The 13311-nt window shown below is 68.0% G+C and carries 12 protein-coding genes; 8 read left to right on the top strand and 4 right to left on the bottom strand.

Annotated elements, in window-relative coordinates:
* Positions 1 to 18 precede the first annotated feature (18 nt).
* Both NS1_RS06375 and NS1_RS06370 read left to right on the top strand, forming a co-directional pair.
* The gene (locus NS1_RS06375) at positions 19 to 378 is read left to right on the top strand and encodes an FKBP-type peptidyl-prolyl cis-trans isomerase (RefSeq protein WP_056818595.1); all 360 of its coding nucleotides are present in this window, start codon (positions 19 to 21) and stop codon (positions 376 to 378) included.
* Between the two features lie 220 nt (positions 379 to 598).
* Complete coding sequence (locus tag NS1_RS06370; RefSeq protein WP_062982547.1) at positions 599 to 1225, top strand: DUF8020 domain-containing protein; 627 nt, start codon at positions 599 to 601, stop codon at positions 1223 to 1225.
* 52 nt (positions 1226 to 1277) lie between these two features.
* Here NS1_RS06370 and NS1_RS40740 read toward each other — a convergent pair whose 3' ends face one another.
* Positions 1278 to 2435 (bottom strand): YhgE/Pip domain-containing protein, encoded by a 1158-nt coding sequence (locus NS1_RS40740; RefSeq protein WP_062982545.1) that lies wholly within the window; start codon positions 2433 to 2435, stop codon positions 1278 to 1280.
* Positions 2436 to 2714: 279 nt separating this feature from the next.
* Between NS1_RS40740 and NS1_RS06360 the strand changes: the two genes are divergently transcribed.
* Both NS1_RS06360 and NS1_RS39885 read left to right on the top strand, forming a co-directional pair.
* Positions 2715 to 3377 carry a DUF8020 domain-containing protein gene (locus tag NS1_RS06360; protein ID WP_062982543.1) on the top strand — a complete coding sequence of 221 codons (663 nt, stop codon included), beginning with the start codon at positions 2715 to 2717 and terminating at the stop codon, positions 3375 to 3377.
* Positions 3378 to 3474: 97 nt separating this feature from the next.
* Positions 3475 to 3621, top strand: coding sequence for a hypothetical protein (locus NS1_RS39885; protein WP_156677508.1), 147 nt, complete (start codon positions 3475 to 3477; stop codon positions 3619 to 3621).
* A gap of 54 nt (positions 3622 to 3675) precedes the next feature.
* Here NS1_RS39885 and NS1_RS06355 read toward each other — a convergent pair whose 3' ends face one another.
* From NS1_RS06355 to NS1_RS06345, 3 genes are all read right to left on the bottom strand, one after another.
* Positions 3676 to 4902, bottom strand: coding sequence for a sensor histidine kinase (locus tag NS1_RS06355; RefSeq protein WP_307618688.1), 1227 nt, complete (start codon positions 4900 to 4902; stop codon positions 3676 to 3678).
* Positions 4903 to 5039: 137 nt separating this feature from the next.
* Positions 5040 to 5735 (bottom strand): response regulator transcription factor, encoded by a 696-nt coding sequence (locus tag NS1_RS06350; RefSeq protein WP_056818585.1) that lies wholly within the window; start codon positions 5733 to 5735, stop codon positions 5040 to 5042.
* An 18-nt stretch (positions 5736 to 5753) separates the two neighbouring features.
* The gene (locus NS1_RS06345) at positions 5754 to 7799 is read right to left on the bottom strand and encodes an AMP-binding protein (protein WP_084503550.1); all 2046 of its coding nucleotides are present in this window, start codon (positions 7797 to 7799) and stop codon (positions 5754 to 5756) included.
* A gap of 319 nt (positions 7800 to 8118) precedes the next feature.
* On the opposite strand from NS1_RS06345, the gene NS1_RS06340 reads away from it, so the two are divergent.
* Genes NS1_RS06340 through NS1_RS06325 form a run of 4 tightly spaced genes read left to right on the top strand, consistent with a single transcriptional unit; the run spans position 8119 to position 13285 of the window.
* Entirely contained in the window at positions 8119 to 11910 is a 3792-nt protein-coding gene (locus NS1_RS06340; protein ID WP_084503549.1) for a sensor histidine kinase, read from the top strand.
* Positions 11907 to 12320 (top strand): roadblock/LC7 domain-containing protein, encoded by a 414-nt coding sequence (locus tag NS1_RS06335; RefSeq protein WP_011207200.1) that lies wholly within the window; start codon positions 11907 to 11909, stop codon positions 12318 to 12320. Before NS1_RS06340 ends, NS1_RS06335 begins: the two co-directional genes overlap by 4 nt.
* A 7-nt stretch (positions 12321 to 12327) precedes the next feature.
* Positions 12328 to 12702, top strand: a complete 375-nt coding sequence (locus NS1_RS06330) for a DUF742 domain-containing protein (protein WP_056818578.1) — start codon at positions 12328 to 12330, stop codon at positions 12700 to 12702.
* Positions 12683 to 13285 (top strand): GTP-binding protein, encoded by a 603-nt coding sequence (locus NS1_RS06325; protein WP_174551063.1) that lies wholly within the window; start codon positions 12683 to 12685, stop codon positions 13283 to 13285. Before NS1_RS06330 ends, NS1_RS06325 begins: the two co-directional genes overlap by 20 nt.
* Positions 13286 to 13311: the final 26 nt, after the last annotated feature.

Raw genomic sequence — 13311 nt, 5'->3', positions numbered from 1 at the left:
TCGAAGGGGATAGCCCGCATGACCAAGCCGGAGATCGAATTCCAGGAGGGCCCCGCGCCCACCGAGCTCGTCATCACCGACCTCATCGAGGGCGAAGGCAAGGAAGCGGTGCCCGGTGGCACCGTCGAGGTGCACTACGTCGGCGTCGAGTTCGATAACGGTGAGCAGTTCGACTCCTCCTGGGATCGCGGCGAATCCATCACCTTCCCGTTGCGCGGCCTGATCCAGGGCTGGCAGGACGGCATCCCCGGCATGAAGGTCGGCGGCCGTCGTCAGCTGGTCATCCCGCCGGAGCTCGCCTACGGCGGCGCCGGCTCGGGCCACGCCCTCTCCGGCAAGACCCTGGTCTTCGTGATCGACCTGCTCAACGCGAACTGAATCCAGTTCTTCGGCCCGTGTCTCCCCAGGGAGACACGGGCCGTTGCTGTTTCAGGGGTAGGAGATCGGCCTCTCGATCCGCCGGGTAATGTGCCCCGCGTATGACGGAGCCCCGATGGCTCCCGTGTGATTCGTTTCCAATGCGTTGTCCATGACAGTGACTTGTTCGATTCGCCCGGGGCCGGGTTCTTCGGGAGTTTCGGGAGGGAGATTCTCGATCATGTTCCAACACAAGGTTGTTCGCCGCGCGCTGGCTGTGGCGCTGCCCGTCGCGGTGGCGGTGAGTCTGGCCGGCGTCTCGTCCGCGGAGGTCGATCAGCAGACGCGGTACGCGGCGGGATTGTCGAGTGCGGGGGAGGGCTATCGCACCACGGTCGCGCCGGACCTGCGCACCGTTTCCGCCTCGGTCGACGAGGGCCGGTTCCTGCTCGCACCCGACCGGGGCCGGGTCATCGTCGAGTCGGCGACCGGCGATCCGATCGGGGAGGTCCCCACCTCGTTCACCACGGTCAGCGGCAATGTGATCGCCATGGCGACCGAGATCGCGGCCGACGGGCGAAGCATGACGGTGACGCCGCGGCCCACCTCGGAGGCGAGCGACGAACTGAAGACCATCGCGACCACCCCCACCGCGAAATTCCCCGACCCGGTCCAGAACGCCGCCGCCGTCGGCGCCGGCGTCGGCGCGCTCATCGCCGCCGTCGTCTGCATCCCGATGATCACCACGATGATCCTCTACCTGCCGTGCGTCGGCCTGGTGGGTCTCCCGAACGCGTTGATCGGCGCGTTGATCGGCGCGGTGGTCGGAATGGCCGCGCCGAACATCATCCCGCAGGTCCTGCCCTGACCCTGAAAACCACTGCGGCCCGGTCGGATCCACCGACCGGGCCGCAGTGTTTTCACTCCCGGACGACTTCGACGGGGTCGGTGAGGGCCAGAGCCAGGGCGGATTGTTGGGACTGGCCTCGTGGGGGGAGGGCTTCGAGGGCCTTGCCGGTTTGGGTGTTGAGGTTGCCGACGATGTTCTGGAGGGCGCCTACGCCGCCGGTGAGTTGTTCCACGGCCGAGAGGAGTTGGGCGCCGCCCTGTTCGGCGAGGGTGGGCAGGCCCTTGGCGAGTTCGGCGCCCTGGGTGAGCTGGTCGCGGGCGCTGTTGAGGCGGGCGACGACGGTGCGCAGGAGGGTGCCCAGGTCGGTGTTGGGATCGACTGCGGCGCCCGTCAATTCGCTGAGGCCGTCCAGTTGGGTGCCTGCCTGGTTCGACACTCCTCGTAGTGCTTCGAGTTTGGTGATGATGTCGGCGAGTTGGGGGTCGCCCGCGAAGGGGAGGGCCTTCAGCAGCGGCAGGATCTGGTCGAGGCCGGAGCCCATGGCCGTCGCGCCGGCTTGGACGCCGGCGATGGTGACGCCGGTGGCGCCGAGAGCATCGGCGAGCTGGGTGGCCTGCTTGGCGGCGCCGTCGACGGTCTGGTTCAGCAGCTCGATGGCCGAAGTGAGTTGGCCCGCGCCCTCTTTCGCATAGTCGAGGAACCCGAGCATCTGTTCCGCACCGCCACTGAACTGGCTCGCGCCGTCGGCGGCGGCGTTCACGCCCGCACTGAGCAGCTGCGCGGTGAACTGGACGGAGGTCATCTGGTTGCGTGCCTGCGAGACCGCGGCCAGCGCGGCGTCGACGCCGGACGCGCCGATCCGGTGGGTCACCACGTCCACCGCGCCGTTCACGATGTTCGCGTCGGCGCCCTCGTGGCTGGTGACGGTGACCTTGGCGCGCTTGGGTTCCGGGGTGGCGAGGGTGGCCATCGACGCGGTGAGATCGGCGGGCAGGGTGATCACGGCGGCGAAATCGTCTTCGTCGATCTCTCCGGGCTTCGCGACCGTCCATTCGTAGCCGCCCGCGTCCTGCACGGCCTTGGCCACACGCTCCCCGGTGGGCCCGGAATCGGCGTTGACGAGCGCCATCCCGGTCGGCGTCGCCTCCTCGCCCGTGCAGGCGACGGCACCGACCGCCAGCGCGAGAGTGGTGGCAAGACAGAGCAGACGCGCACGTTTGTCGATCACATCGGTGAAGGTATCCCCGGATTCCGGTGCCGGAGGTGGGAGATGTCTGAGAGTTCTTTGAGGAAGGGCTGGTTGCGGGTAGCTGTCGGTGTGCCGGCCGAGCGGGGTGAGCGGTCGCTCATCGATAGCTGACTTTTCAAACTATGCCTTGTGTCACAACGGGTTACGCAATCCTGTGGTGGTTCGGTACAACTCTCGAGTCAATCGACATCGAGATTTTTTCGATTCGTCCGGGGGGTTCGGGGATTCTTCGGAAGCATCGGGAGGGAGCACCGAATCATGTTCAAGCACACCATCACTCGCGCCGGTCGCCGCGCGGTCTTCGCCGCGCTGCCGCTGGCCGTCGCCGCCTCGCTCGTCACCACGGGCACTGCGGCCGCCGACGTCACCGTCGAGCGTCAGGGCGAGATCGCGACCACGCTCGGTAGCGAGGGCGTTTCCGAGGGCGTCGGCTACAAGACCGTCGTCTCGCCGGACCTGCGCACCATCTCCGCGACCGTCGACAACGGCACCTTCGTGCTCTCGCCCGACTCCGCCAACGTCGCCGTCATCTCCGCCACGGGCGCCAAGGTCAGCGAGTTTCCGCTGACGCTGGCCACCGCGGGCGGCAACAACGTCGCGCTTGCTTCGGTCATCTCCGAGGACGGTCGCACCCTGCAGATCGCCCCGCAGCTGTCCGCCGCCACCACCGACGAGCTGAAGAGCATCGCCACCAATCCCGAGGCCGGTAACCACGACCCCGTCCAGAACGGTGCGGCCGCCGGTGCCACCGTCGGCTTCCTGACCGCGGCGATCCTGTGCATCCCCGCACTGGCCGCGTTCATCATCGGCTACTTCGTCTGCGCGTTCACCTCGGGCGTGTCCATGGCGATCACCGGTGCGGTGCTCGGCGCGGTCATCGGTCTGGTCATCCCGGACGCGATCCCGCAGGTTCTGCCCTGATAAAAGCTTCAGTCGCTGCGCGTTAACTGTGCGGTATTCTCGCGAGTATCTTCACCCGTGCCGGGTCAGGCGCGGAACTCACGAGAGTGGAGGTTCGATGTCCGACACCGACGATGCCAAAGCCAAGGCCAAGGCCGAGGGCGAGAAGATCGAGGCGGAAGCGAAGAAGGCAGCGGCCAACGTGAAGGCTGCTGCCGAGCGCGCGGCGGGCAGAGTGAAGGACGCTTTCAAGAGCGACAAGTAGTAGCGAGCTCGGCCCCGCACCCACCATCAGGATGGGTGCGGGGCTTTCGTGTTTCTACCGGGCCGGGCGAGCGGGCAGGTCGATGACGAGGCGGGCGCCGCCGAGCGGACTGTCCTCGAAGTACGCCAGCCCACCGTGCAACTGAGCCTGCTGGGCGACCAGCGCGAGGCCCAGACCCGAACCGCCCTTGGCGGCGTTGGTGCCACGGGCGAACCGTGCGAAGACCGCCGCGCGTTCTTCCGGCGCCACGCCGGTGCCGTTGTCGTCGACGGCGATGACGATCCGACCGTGCGGAGTGCGGTGCGCCGACACGGCGGCGGCGGTGGCGCCACCGTGCTTCACCGAGTTGGTGAGCGCGTTGTCGACGGCGAGGCGCAGGCCGGCGGGCAGGCCGCGGGTCACCAGTTCGGCATCGGTGTCGATGCGCACCGACAGGCCGGGGTTGTGGCGCATGGCGTCGTGGGCGGCCTGGTCGCACAGGTCGGCGACATCGGTGGGGACGTGATCGGTTTCGGCGGTGAGATCGCCACGGGCGAGCCGTTCGAGCGCCGACAGGGTTGTTTCCACCCTGGTCTCGTTGCGGGCGAGGTCGTCGAGGATCTCGCGGCGCTGTTCGTCGGTGAGGTCGAGGGTGCGCAGGACCTCGAGGTCGGTGCGGATCGCGGTGAGCGGGGTGCGCAGTTCGTGGGCGGAGACGGCGGCGAAATCGCGGGCCGTCTCCAGCGCGGCGGCGGTCTCGGCCTGTGCCTGGTCGACGCGGGCCAGCATGGTGTTCACCGCGTCGGCCAGCTTCACCGCCTCGTCGACACCGGAGCCGTCGACCGGTCGATCGTGCGCGTCCGGCTCGCCGCCCGCGCTGCGGGCCGACACCTGCCTGGTCAGCTTCACGATCGGGCCGACCGCGCGCCCCGCGAGCAACCAGCCCAGCGCCGCCGCGGCCGCCACCGCGATCGCCGCACCCGCGAGGACCCAGCGCTGCTGGTCGTCGGTCGCCTTGGTGGCCTCGGTGGTCGGAATCGCCAGCGAGACAGTGCGGCCCGCTGGCTGGTTCTCGGTGGTGGTCAGCACCCGATAGGGCTGGCCGTGCAGCTCGACGGTCTGCGAGCCGGGGGGCAGGTCCGGCAGTTGGGTGGAGCTCGACGCGGTCACCTGGCCGTCGTCGCGCACCGTGAGCGCCATGGTGTTCTGCAGGCCGGTCAGGTTGACGAAACCGGTTGCCAGCACCGGCTCGATCAGCACGATGCGCGAAGCGATTTCCAGTTGCTGATCGGTTTGGGTCACATTATTGCGTTCGATTGCTTGGAATCCCACGAAAGCGGCGATCGTGACGATGATGACCGCGCCTGCCGCAGCCGCTCCGGCGACTCTGGTCCGGAGCGAAAACGATTGTCTGCGACGACGTTTCGGTGGTTCGGGGATCATTTCGATTCCCGGAGTACGAAACCCACCCCGCGAATCGTGTGCAAAATCCTTGGCGTGTCATCTATTTCGAGTTTCCTGCGCAGGTATCCGACGAACACATCGACCACATTCGTATCTGCTATGAAATCGTAACCCCACACCAATTCCAGCAGTCGCTCGCGCGTCAACACCACACCGGCATTCCGGGCGAGCGTGGACAGCAATTCGAATTCCCTTTTGGTGAGCTCGATTTCGCGACCGCGCAGGAGAGCGCGATATCCCGCGACATCGACCAGCAGCGGGCCGACGGTCAGCGCACCGGGCGCTACGGGGTCGGGCGTGTCGGTGCGACGGCGCAGCAGGGCCTTGATCCTCGCCACCAGTTCGGCGAGCTCGAACGGCTTCACCAGATAGTCGTCGGCGCCGGATTCGAGGCCCGCGATCCGGTCGTCCACCGAGGCGCGGGCGCTGAGCACGCAGATGGGTACGTCGTTGCCCATCGCACGCAGAGCGGTGACGACGCCCGCACCGTCGAGGACCGGCATGTTCATGTCGAGGACCACCGCGTCGGGCGCCTGCTCGGCGACGGCTCGCAGCGCGGCGCCGCCGTCGCGCGCGACCAGCACCCGGAACCCGGACAGTCGCAGGCCACGTTCGACCGAGGCGAGAACGTCCTCGTCGTCATCGACGACGAGGACCGTAGATGAAGTCACGAGGGTGATCTTAGGTGGTCACGGGGCCGGGGAAACCGGGTCGTTGTCCTGTTCAGGGGTGGCGGTTGTGGTGATGCTGCCGAGTGGGGGGTTGGCGAGGATGCGGTCGGCGAGGGCCGTCAGGACGTGGGGATCCTCGATGGTCGCCGGGGTTTCGACGTGTTCGCCCGCGGTGAGCTGACGGATCGTCTTGCGCAGGATCTTGCCCGAGCGGGTCTTGGGCAGGCCGGTGACGATGATCGAGTCGTGCAGGGTGGCGATCGCACCGATCTGGGCGCGGACCCGGTCGTCGAGTTCGGCGCGCAGTTGCTGCTGGTCGATGTCGACGCCCTGCTTGAGCACCACATACGCCAGCGGCAGGCTGCCCTTGAGCTCGTCGGGCATGCCGATCACCGCGCATTCGGCGACGGCCTCGTGCCCGGCGATGGCGGCCTCGATGCTGCCCGCCGACAGTCGGTGCCCGGCGATGTTGATCACGTCGTCGCTGCGGCCCAGGACGTAGAGGTAGCCGTCTTCGTCGAAGTAGCCGGAGTCGCCGGTGAGGTAGTGGCCGGGGAAGGCCGACAGGTACGAGCGGATGAAGCGTTCCCGGTCGCGCCACAACCCGGTCAGGCAGCCGGGCGGCAGCGGCAGCCCGATGACGATGTTGCCCTCGGTTCCGGTGGGCACCGCGTTGCCGTTCGCGTCGAGTACCCGCAGCCGGTAGCCGGGCACCGGCACACTCGCCGAACCCGGCTTGACGGGCAGTTCCTGCAGGCCGAGCGGGTCGGCGCAGATCGGCCAGCCGGTCTCGGTCTGCCACCAGTGATCGATCACCGGGGTGTCGGGATGCTCGGCGAGCAGGGTGTTCGTCGCCCATTCGAGGGTGGCCGGATCGAGGCGCTCGCCCGCGCAGAACAGCGCGCGCAGCCGGGACAGGTCGTAGCGGTTGGCCGCGGTGGCGTCGGGGTCGGCACGGCGGATCGCGCGCAACGCGGTGGGCGCGGTGAACAGCACCCGCACGTCGTGCTCGTCGATGATCCGCCAGTACGCGCCCGCGTCGGGGGTGCCGACGGGCTTGCCCTCGTAGAGCACCGTCGTCGCGCCGACCAGCAGGGGCGCGTAGACGATGTAGGAGTGGCCGACGACCCAGCCCACATCGGAGGCGGCCCAGAACACCTGACCAGGGCCGACGTCGTAGATATTGCGCATCGACCAGGCCAGCGCTACCGCGTGTCCGCCGTTGTCGCGCACCACGCCCTTCGGCTTTCCCGTGGTGCCCGAGGTGTAGAGGATGTAGAGCGGATCGGTGGCGGCCACCGAGACCGGATCGGCGGGCGCGACGCCGTCGACGCAGGCATCCCAATCGACCCAGCGGGCGGCGACGGTCTGCTCCGAGGACGGCAACACGTCGGTGGCGGGCAGGGCGGCGGGAAACTCGATCGTGGTGAACTCGGGTCGCTGCTTCACGATCACCGTGCGCACCGACGCGGTCTCGGCGAGGTCGAGCGCGGCCATCACGATCGGCGGGTAGTCGATCCGGCGATGGGGTTCGTGCCCGCCCGAGGCGGTGACGATCAGGACCGGCTCGGCGTCGTCGATGCGGGCGGCGAGTTCGGGCGCGGCGAACCCGCCGAACACCACCGAGTGCACCGCGCCGATGCGGGCACACGCCAGCATCGAGATCACCGCTTCGGGGATCATCGGCAGATAGATCACCACTCGATCACCGGCCACCACACCGAGATCGCGCATGGCCCCGGCGAACTCGGCCACTTTGTCGAGCAATTCGGCGTAGGTGTAAATCGTGGTGGTGTCCGTCATAGCGGAGACATATATGAGGGCGGGTCGATCAGCGTGTCCACCCTCGTCGACAGTGCCCCCTCGGACGTGGCGGTCGAGGGCGTTCACACAGGTATTGAGGCGGGCGTCGGGGAACCATCGAGACGATCGCTTATCGGCGGCATCGACGATCTGCTGGGGTTCGACATCCCACTCGATGCTCTGAGCTGCGGCGGACCAGAAGTCGGCTGGGTCGACCAGGCTGGTCTGATAGACCGGCCGGTACTCGTGTTCGGTGTCCAACCCCGTGACTCCCTAGCCTCGCTTCGATGCCCGCTCGATAGATCCAGATGATTGTGGCAGACTTCACGCGACACCCGAGGGGGTGCCGCGACCTTTGGTTTTGCCTACAACGGGCTGGTCATGGAGCGGACCTCGACCGGGAGTCAGCCAAGAAGTTATTGATCCGTTAGAATCCGATGTCACTTATTCGGGCAGTCGTAGACGCAATTTCTCGGCCAGCCGTAGTTCTCGGCCAGCAGCCACTGGCGAGCCACCATCGCGCCTGTGGAGGTTCGCCTCAGGCGTACGGTACGAGGCCAGTTTGGAAAGTGAGTGGGAGATGCGTGACGCCGCTAGGTCCGGCAGTAAACGCTGGGCGCTCGGCAACTGGGACCTGCGTTGGAAGGTTACGGCCGTGCTTGCCGTGCCACTCGCGGTCGCGGTCGGGCTCGGCGTGTCGAGAATTACCTCGGAGTTCTCGGAAGCCAACCGGCTGTCGAGCATCAATGAGCAGATCGACACGATTCCTGCGGTCACCGCGCTGAGCGCGAGCACCGCGAAGGTCGCAGGCAGCCAGATTGTGCCCGCAGGCCCGGGAATCAGCTTGGTCACCGAGAAGGACCTCACCGAGCTCGACGCCGCCATCGCTGCAGCCGAAGTCGCCCACGGCAAGTTGATCGATCTGCCGAAGGCGCACTCCGCGCTGGAACGGATGATCACCCAGGCCAAGACGGTGCGTGGGCAGGGCACGGCGTTGACCACGTCGGCCGAGCCCGCGCTGGCCTCGGTCGAGCAGATGCGTAAGGAAAGCGTCGACATCGTCGAGACGACCGTGGCGCAGGTGAGCGATCCAGTGATGGATACGGCCAAGCTGCGACTGGTCGACTCTCTCAACACCCGCTCGCTCCTCGTCGACGAGCTCGCCGGGCTCTCCGAGATGCTGCGTGGTCTGCCGACCGGATCGCAGAATTTTCTCACCGGCGTCAGCACCGAGAACCACCTGCTCGAAGTGCTCGCCATCCGCTTCCCGGCCGGTGACCGGGTCATCGCCGACCTGAAGGCACAGGCCGACGTCCGGAAGAACCTGATCAGCAGTCCCGAAGTGCAGGCAGGCAAGTTGCCCGTCAGCGACCTGCGCACTTCGCTGTACACCAGCCTCATCGGCTACGAGGGCGTCGTCAACGAGGCCACCAAGGCGATCGAGTCCTCGATGGACGAGCTTGCCGGCGCGGCCGCCACCGGGGCGTGGACCTATACCGCGGTCGTCATCGCGACGATCCTGGCCGCGTTGCTGCTGGCCGTGTTCGTCGCCCGCTCGATGATCGTGCCGCTGCACCGCCTTCGTCTGGCCGCGCTGCGCGTCGCCGAGTCCGATCTGCCGCACGAGGTCGCCCAGCTCCGCAACGGTGCCGCGCCCGAGGACGTGCCGCTGGAGCCGATGCCGGTGCGCTCCGACGAGGAGATCGGCCAGCTCGCTCGCGCCGTCGACGATATCCACGGTCAGGCGCTGCGTCTGGCCAGTGATCAGGCGCAGATGCGTTCGCAGGTCAACGACATGTTCGAGACCCTGGCCCGGCGCTCCAAGTCGCTCGTCGACCATCAGCTCACCCTCATCGAGGCGATGGAGTACGACGAGAAGGACCCGCGCCTGCTCGAGAACCTCTTCCGGCTCGACCACCTCGCCGCGCGCATGCGCCGCAACGGTGACAACCTGCTGATTCTGGCCGGTACCAAGCAGCGCCGGACGAAGTCGGCTCCGGTCGAGATCGCCGACGTGCTGCGCGCCGCGATCTCCGAGGTCGAGGACTACGAGCGGGTCAAGCTCGGCGCCACGCCGCGCGGCTCGCTGGTCGAACCGGCAGCCTCCGATATGGCGCACCTGTTCGCCGAGTTGCTCGACAACGCGCTGCGGGCCTCCCCGCCCGAGACCGACGTCAAGTTCACCTTCGCCCAGGCGCACGACCAGGGTCTGCTGATCGAGGTCGCCGACCGCGGTATCGGTATGCCGCCCGCGGAGATGTCGGAGATCAACCACCGGCTCGGGCAGACCGCCGAGCCCGGTCCCGACACCGCCCGCCACATGGGTCTGTTCGTGGTGGGCCGACTAGCCGAGCGCCACGGTCTCACCGTGCGACTTCGCCCGACCTTCGATACCGCCCGCGATCCCGGCGTCACCGTCACCGTGCACGTGCCGGTCGGCCTGATCGTCGCGGTGGCAGGCGGCACCGTGATCCCGCCGCAGCAGTTGCAGAAGCAGCAGCCGAGTCCGCAGACACCGCCTCAGCAGCAGCAGCCGAACCCGCAGCAGCAGCCGAGCACCATGCAGACCCGCGCGATCACCCGCACCCCGGGTGGCAACGTGATGGTCACCGTGGATCCCGGCGTCAGCGGGCCGAGCCCGGCGGGTGCCGGTGGTGGGTTGCCGCAGCGTCAGCCGGGTAACTCGATGGCTGCGGGCGCTGCCCAGGACGCGACCGAGCAGTCGTCGCCGTCGCTGCGGCCGCCCGCGCCGGGACAGACGAACGTGCCGCAGCGCGGCAAGCTCGCCGCGGCGAATCTGCCCAAGCGCAATCTGGCACCGGGTGGCCCGCCGCGTCCGCCCGCCGGGCCGGGTCAGCATGGTCCGGCCGAGCAGAAGCTCGGTGGATCGCCGCAGGCCGGTGGTGGGTTGCCGCAGCGTCAGCCGGGTGCCAACGGTGCGCCGTCGCGCGACTCCGCGCAGCCGCAGGCTCAGTCGCCGCGTGATTCGGCACCGCCTCAGCGCGATCCGGCACAGACGCAGCGGGGGAGCACCCCTGGTGGTCTGCCGCAGCGTTCGCCGGGCGCCAACGGCGCCCCGCAGCGTGATCCTTCGGTCGGGCTGCCGCAGCGCGACCAGGCACCGCGGCCGCCGCAGCGTGAGCAGACCGGTGGTCTGCCGCAGCGTGACCCGTCGACCGGCCTCCCACAGCGTGAGCCGACCGGTGGTCTGCCGCAGCGTGATCCGGCAACGGGTCTGCCGCAGCGTGACCCCGCGAGTGCGCAGCGTGATCCATCGCAGTCGACCGGATTGCCGCAGCGTGGTCAGGCAAGCGCCGCGCCGCAGCGTGATTCCACGCCGCCGCAGCGTGATCCGTCGACCGGTCTTCCGCAGCGTGGCAATCCCGCAGGCGGTCTGCCGCAGCGCGATCCCGCGCCGCGTCTGCCGAGTCGGGATCAGTCCGGTGGGTTGCCCAGGCTCGATCAGACCGGTGGTCTGCCGCAGCGTGAGCCGACCGGCGGTCTGCCCCAACGTGACCCGTCGACCGGCCTCCCGCAGCGTGAGCCGACCGGTGGTCTTCCACCGCGTGATCCGGCCAACGGCCTGCCGCAGCGTGAGCCGACCGGCGGTCTGCCCCAACGTGATCCGGCCAACGGACTGCCGCAGCGGGCCCAGCCCGCCCGTCCGGCCAACGGCCTGCCGCAGCGCGCAACCCCTGCGCCGCAGCAGGATCCGGCCGGCAACGGTCTGCCGCAGCGCGCCCCGGCCGCGGGTCAACCGCAGCGGGACGCACCCAACGGACTGCCTCAACGTGCGGCTGCGCCGAATGGGCTGCCGCAGCGCGATCCCGGGGCTAGTGTTGTACCGCAGGCGACCGCCGGGCCAGGAGTGGCTCTGCCGCAACGGGATCGGGACCCTGCGGGGCCGGATAACGCTGCGTCGGCAGGGCGTGATCCGGGTCGGCACAGCTTCCGGTCCAATCCGGTCAAGGCTGCGTCGTTCTTCCAGACCAGGTTGCAGCCGGCACCGGAAGGTGATTCCGTGATGGGCGGAACACCGATCTTCGCGGAGATGATGTCGTCGTGGCTCACGGACGAGAATTCCGACCGGAACCAGATGGCCGCGTCCTTCGAATCACCCGGTGATGACGGCTGGGAGGCTGCTCGCGCGGCGAGCGAAGCCCAGTCCGAGGTGCGTACCGCCGCCGGCTTGCCTCAGCGCAGTCCGGGCGGGAGGCTTGTGCCGGGTGGTGTGAGCGGCACCGCCGATCGCACTCCGCAGCAACGCGATCCCGCCACGATCCGCAACAGCCTGAGTCGTCACCAGCAGGGCGTCCGGGATGGCCGCGCAATGAAGGCAATGAACCTAACCGGAGATAAAGGAGACCGATGAACCCCGATCTAGGTGGTACGAACCGTCAGCTGGATTGGCTGGTTTCGAACTTCGCCAACGAGGTTCCTGGCGTAGCCCATGCCGTCCTGGTCTCGGCTGACGGACTGTTGATGGCCGCGAGCGCTCAGCTCCCGGTCGACCGCGCCGAGCAGCTCTCCGCTGTGACCGCCGGACTTGCCAGCCTGTCCGTCGGCGTGTCGAATCTGTTCGAAGGCGGTACGGTACTCCAGTCCGTCGTCGAGATGGAGCACGGATACCTGCTGCTCATGGCAGTCGGCGACGGCTCATATCTAGCGGTCCTGACCAACACCTCGTGTGACATCGGTCAGGTCGGCTACGAAATGGCACTTCTGGTCGAGCGCGTTGGCCAGACGGTCCAGGCCACGCCTCGCGTCACGATGGGTTCCTGATGGTGGGATGGACATAGACGATCACCGCATGGGGAGCGCCGAGCCCAGCCTCGTTCGCCCGTACTCCTTGACTGCCGGCCGCACCAGGCCGGCGGTCGAGTTGGCGCTGGAGGCACTCGTCGCATCGCATCCGGTCGCCATGGAGCGGCAGTACGAACTGAACAACCTCGAAACGTCCATCGTGGAGTTGTGCAGGCAATCGCCGTCCGTTGCCGAGATAGCTGCCCAGCTGTACATCCCGATCGGGGTGGCCCGGGTACTCGTAGCCGACCTGATCGAGGCCGGTCATGTCCGGGTTTCGGCAACATTGAAAGACGATTCCAGCGACGATGAACGTCGCGAGCTGATCGAAAGGGTTCTCAGTGGACTCCGGCGTATTTGATTCGACGGCGCAGGTCGACACCCGCACGGCCAAGCCGACTTCGGCGAAGATTGTGGTCGCCGGCGGCTTCGGCGTGGGTAAGACCACGATGGTCGGCGCGGTGTCGGAGATCGTTCCGCTGCGCACCGAGGCGTTGGTCACCAACGCCAGTACCGGAATCGACAACCTGACCGGTATTCCGCAGAAATCGACCACCACGGTGGCGATGGACTTCGGTCGCATCAGCCTCGCCGACGACCTGGTCCTGTACCTGTTCGGTACGCCGGGCCAGTATCGGTTCTGGTTCATGTGGGACGACCTGATCCGCGGCGCCATCGGCGCCGTGGTGTTGGTCGACACCCGCAGGCTCGAAGACAGCTTCGCCGCTGTCGACTACTTCGAGGCCCGCGGGCTGCCGTTCCTGGTGGCGCTCAACGAGTTCGACGACGCGCCGAAGTACCCGCTCGAGGACATCCGCCAGGCCCTCGCGGTTCCCGCCGACGTGCCGATCATGTCGATCGACGCCCGTCGCCGGGAACCGGCCAAGCAGGCCCTGGTCGCCTTGACCGAGTACGCGTTGCGCAAGGTCATGCAGGGCTACTGACGTGAGACGGGGCTGCCGCGATGAAG

Source organism: Nocardia salmonicida NBRC 13393 (assembly GCF_001613085.1).
Classification (GTDB): domain Bacteria; phylum Actinomycetota; class Actinomycetes; order Mycobacteriales; family Mycobacteriaceae; genus Nocardia; species Nocardia salmonicida.
Note: the sequence above shows the minus strand (reverse complement) of the source record. Positions and strands in the feature narration are given on the sequence as shown.

Excerpts from the sequence above, each read along its gene's own strand:
- NS1_RS06375 (WP_056818595.1), top strand. The coding sequence starts at position 19 with ATGACCAAGCCGGAGATCGAATTCCAGGAGGGCCCCGCGCCCACCGAG.
- NS1_RS06370 (WP_062982547.1), top strand. The coding sequence starts at position 599 with ATGTTCCAACACAAGGTTGTTCGCCGCGCGCTGGCTGTGGCGCTGCCC.
- NS1_RS06360 (WP_062982543.1), top strand. The coding sequence starts at position 2,715 with ATGTTCAAGCACACCATCACTCGCGCCGGTCGCCGCGCGGTCTTCGCC.
- NS1_RS39885 (WP_156677508.1), top strand. The coding sequence starts at position 3,475 with ATGTCCGACACCGACGATGCCAAAGCCAAGGCCAAGGCCGAGGGCGAG.
- NS1_RS06340 (WP_084503549.1), top strand. The coding sequence starts at position 8,119 with ATGCGTGACGCCGCTAGGTCCGGCAGTAAACGCTGGGCGCTCGGCAAC.
- NS1_RS06335 (WP_011207200.1), top strand. The coding sequence starts at position 11,907 with ATGAACCCCGATCTAGGTGGTACGAACCGTCAGCTGGATTGGCTGGTT.
- NS1_RS06330 (WP_056818578.1), top strand. The coding sequence starts at position 12,328 with ATGGACATAGACGATCACCGCATGGGGAGCGCCGAGCCCAGCCTCGTT.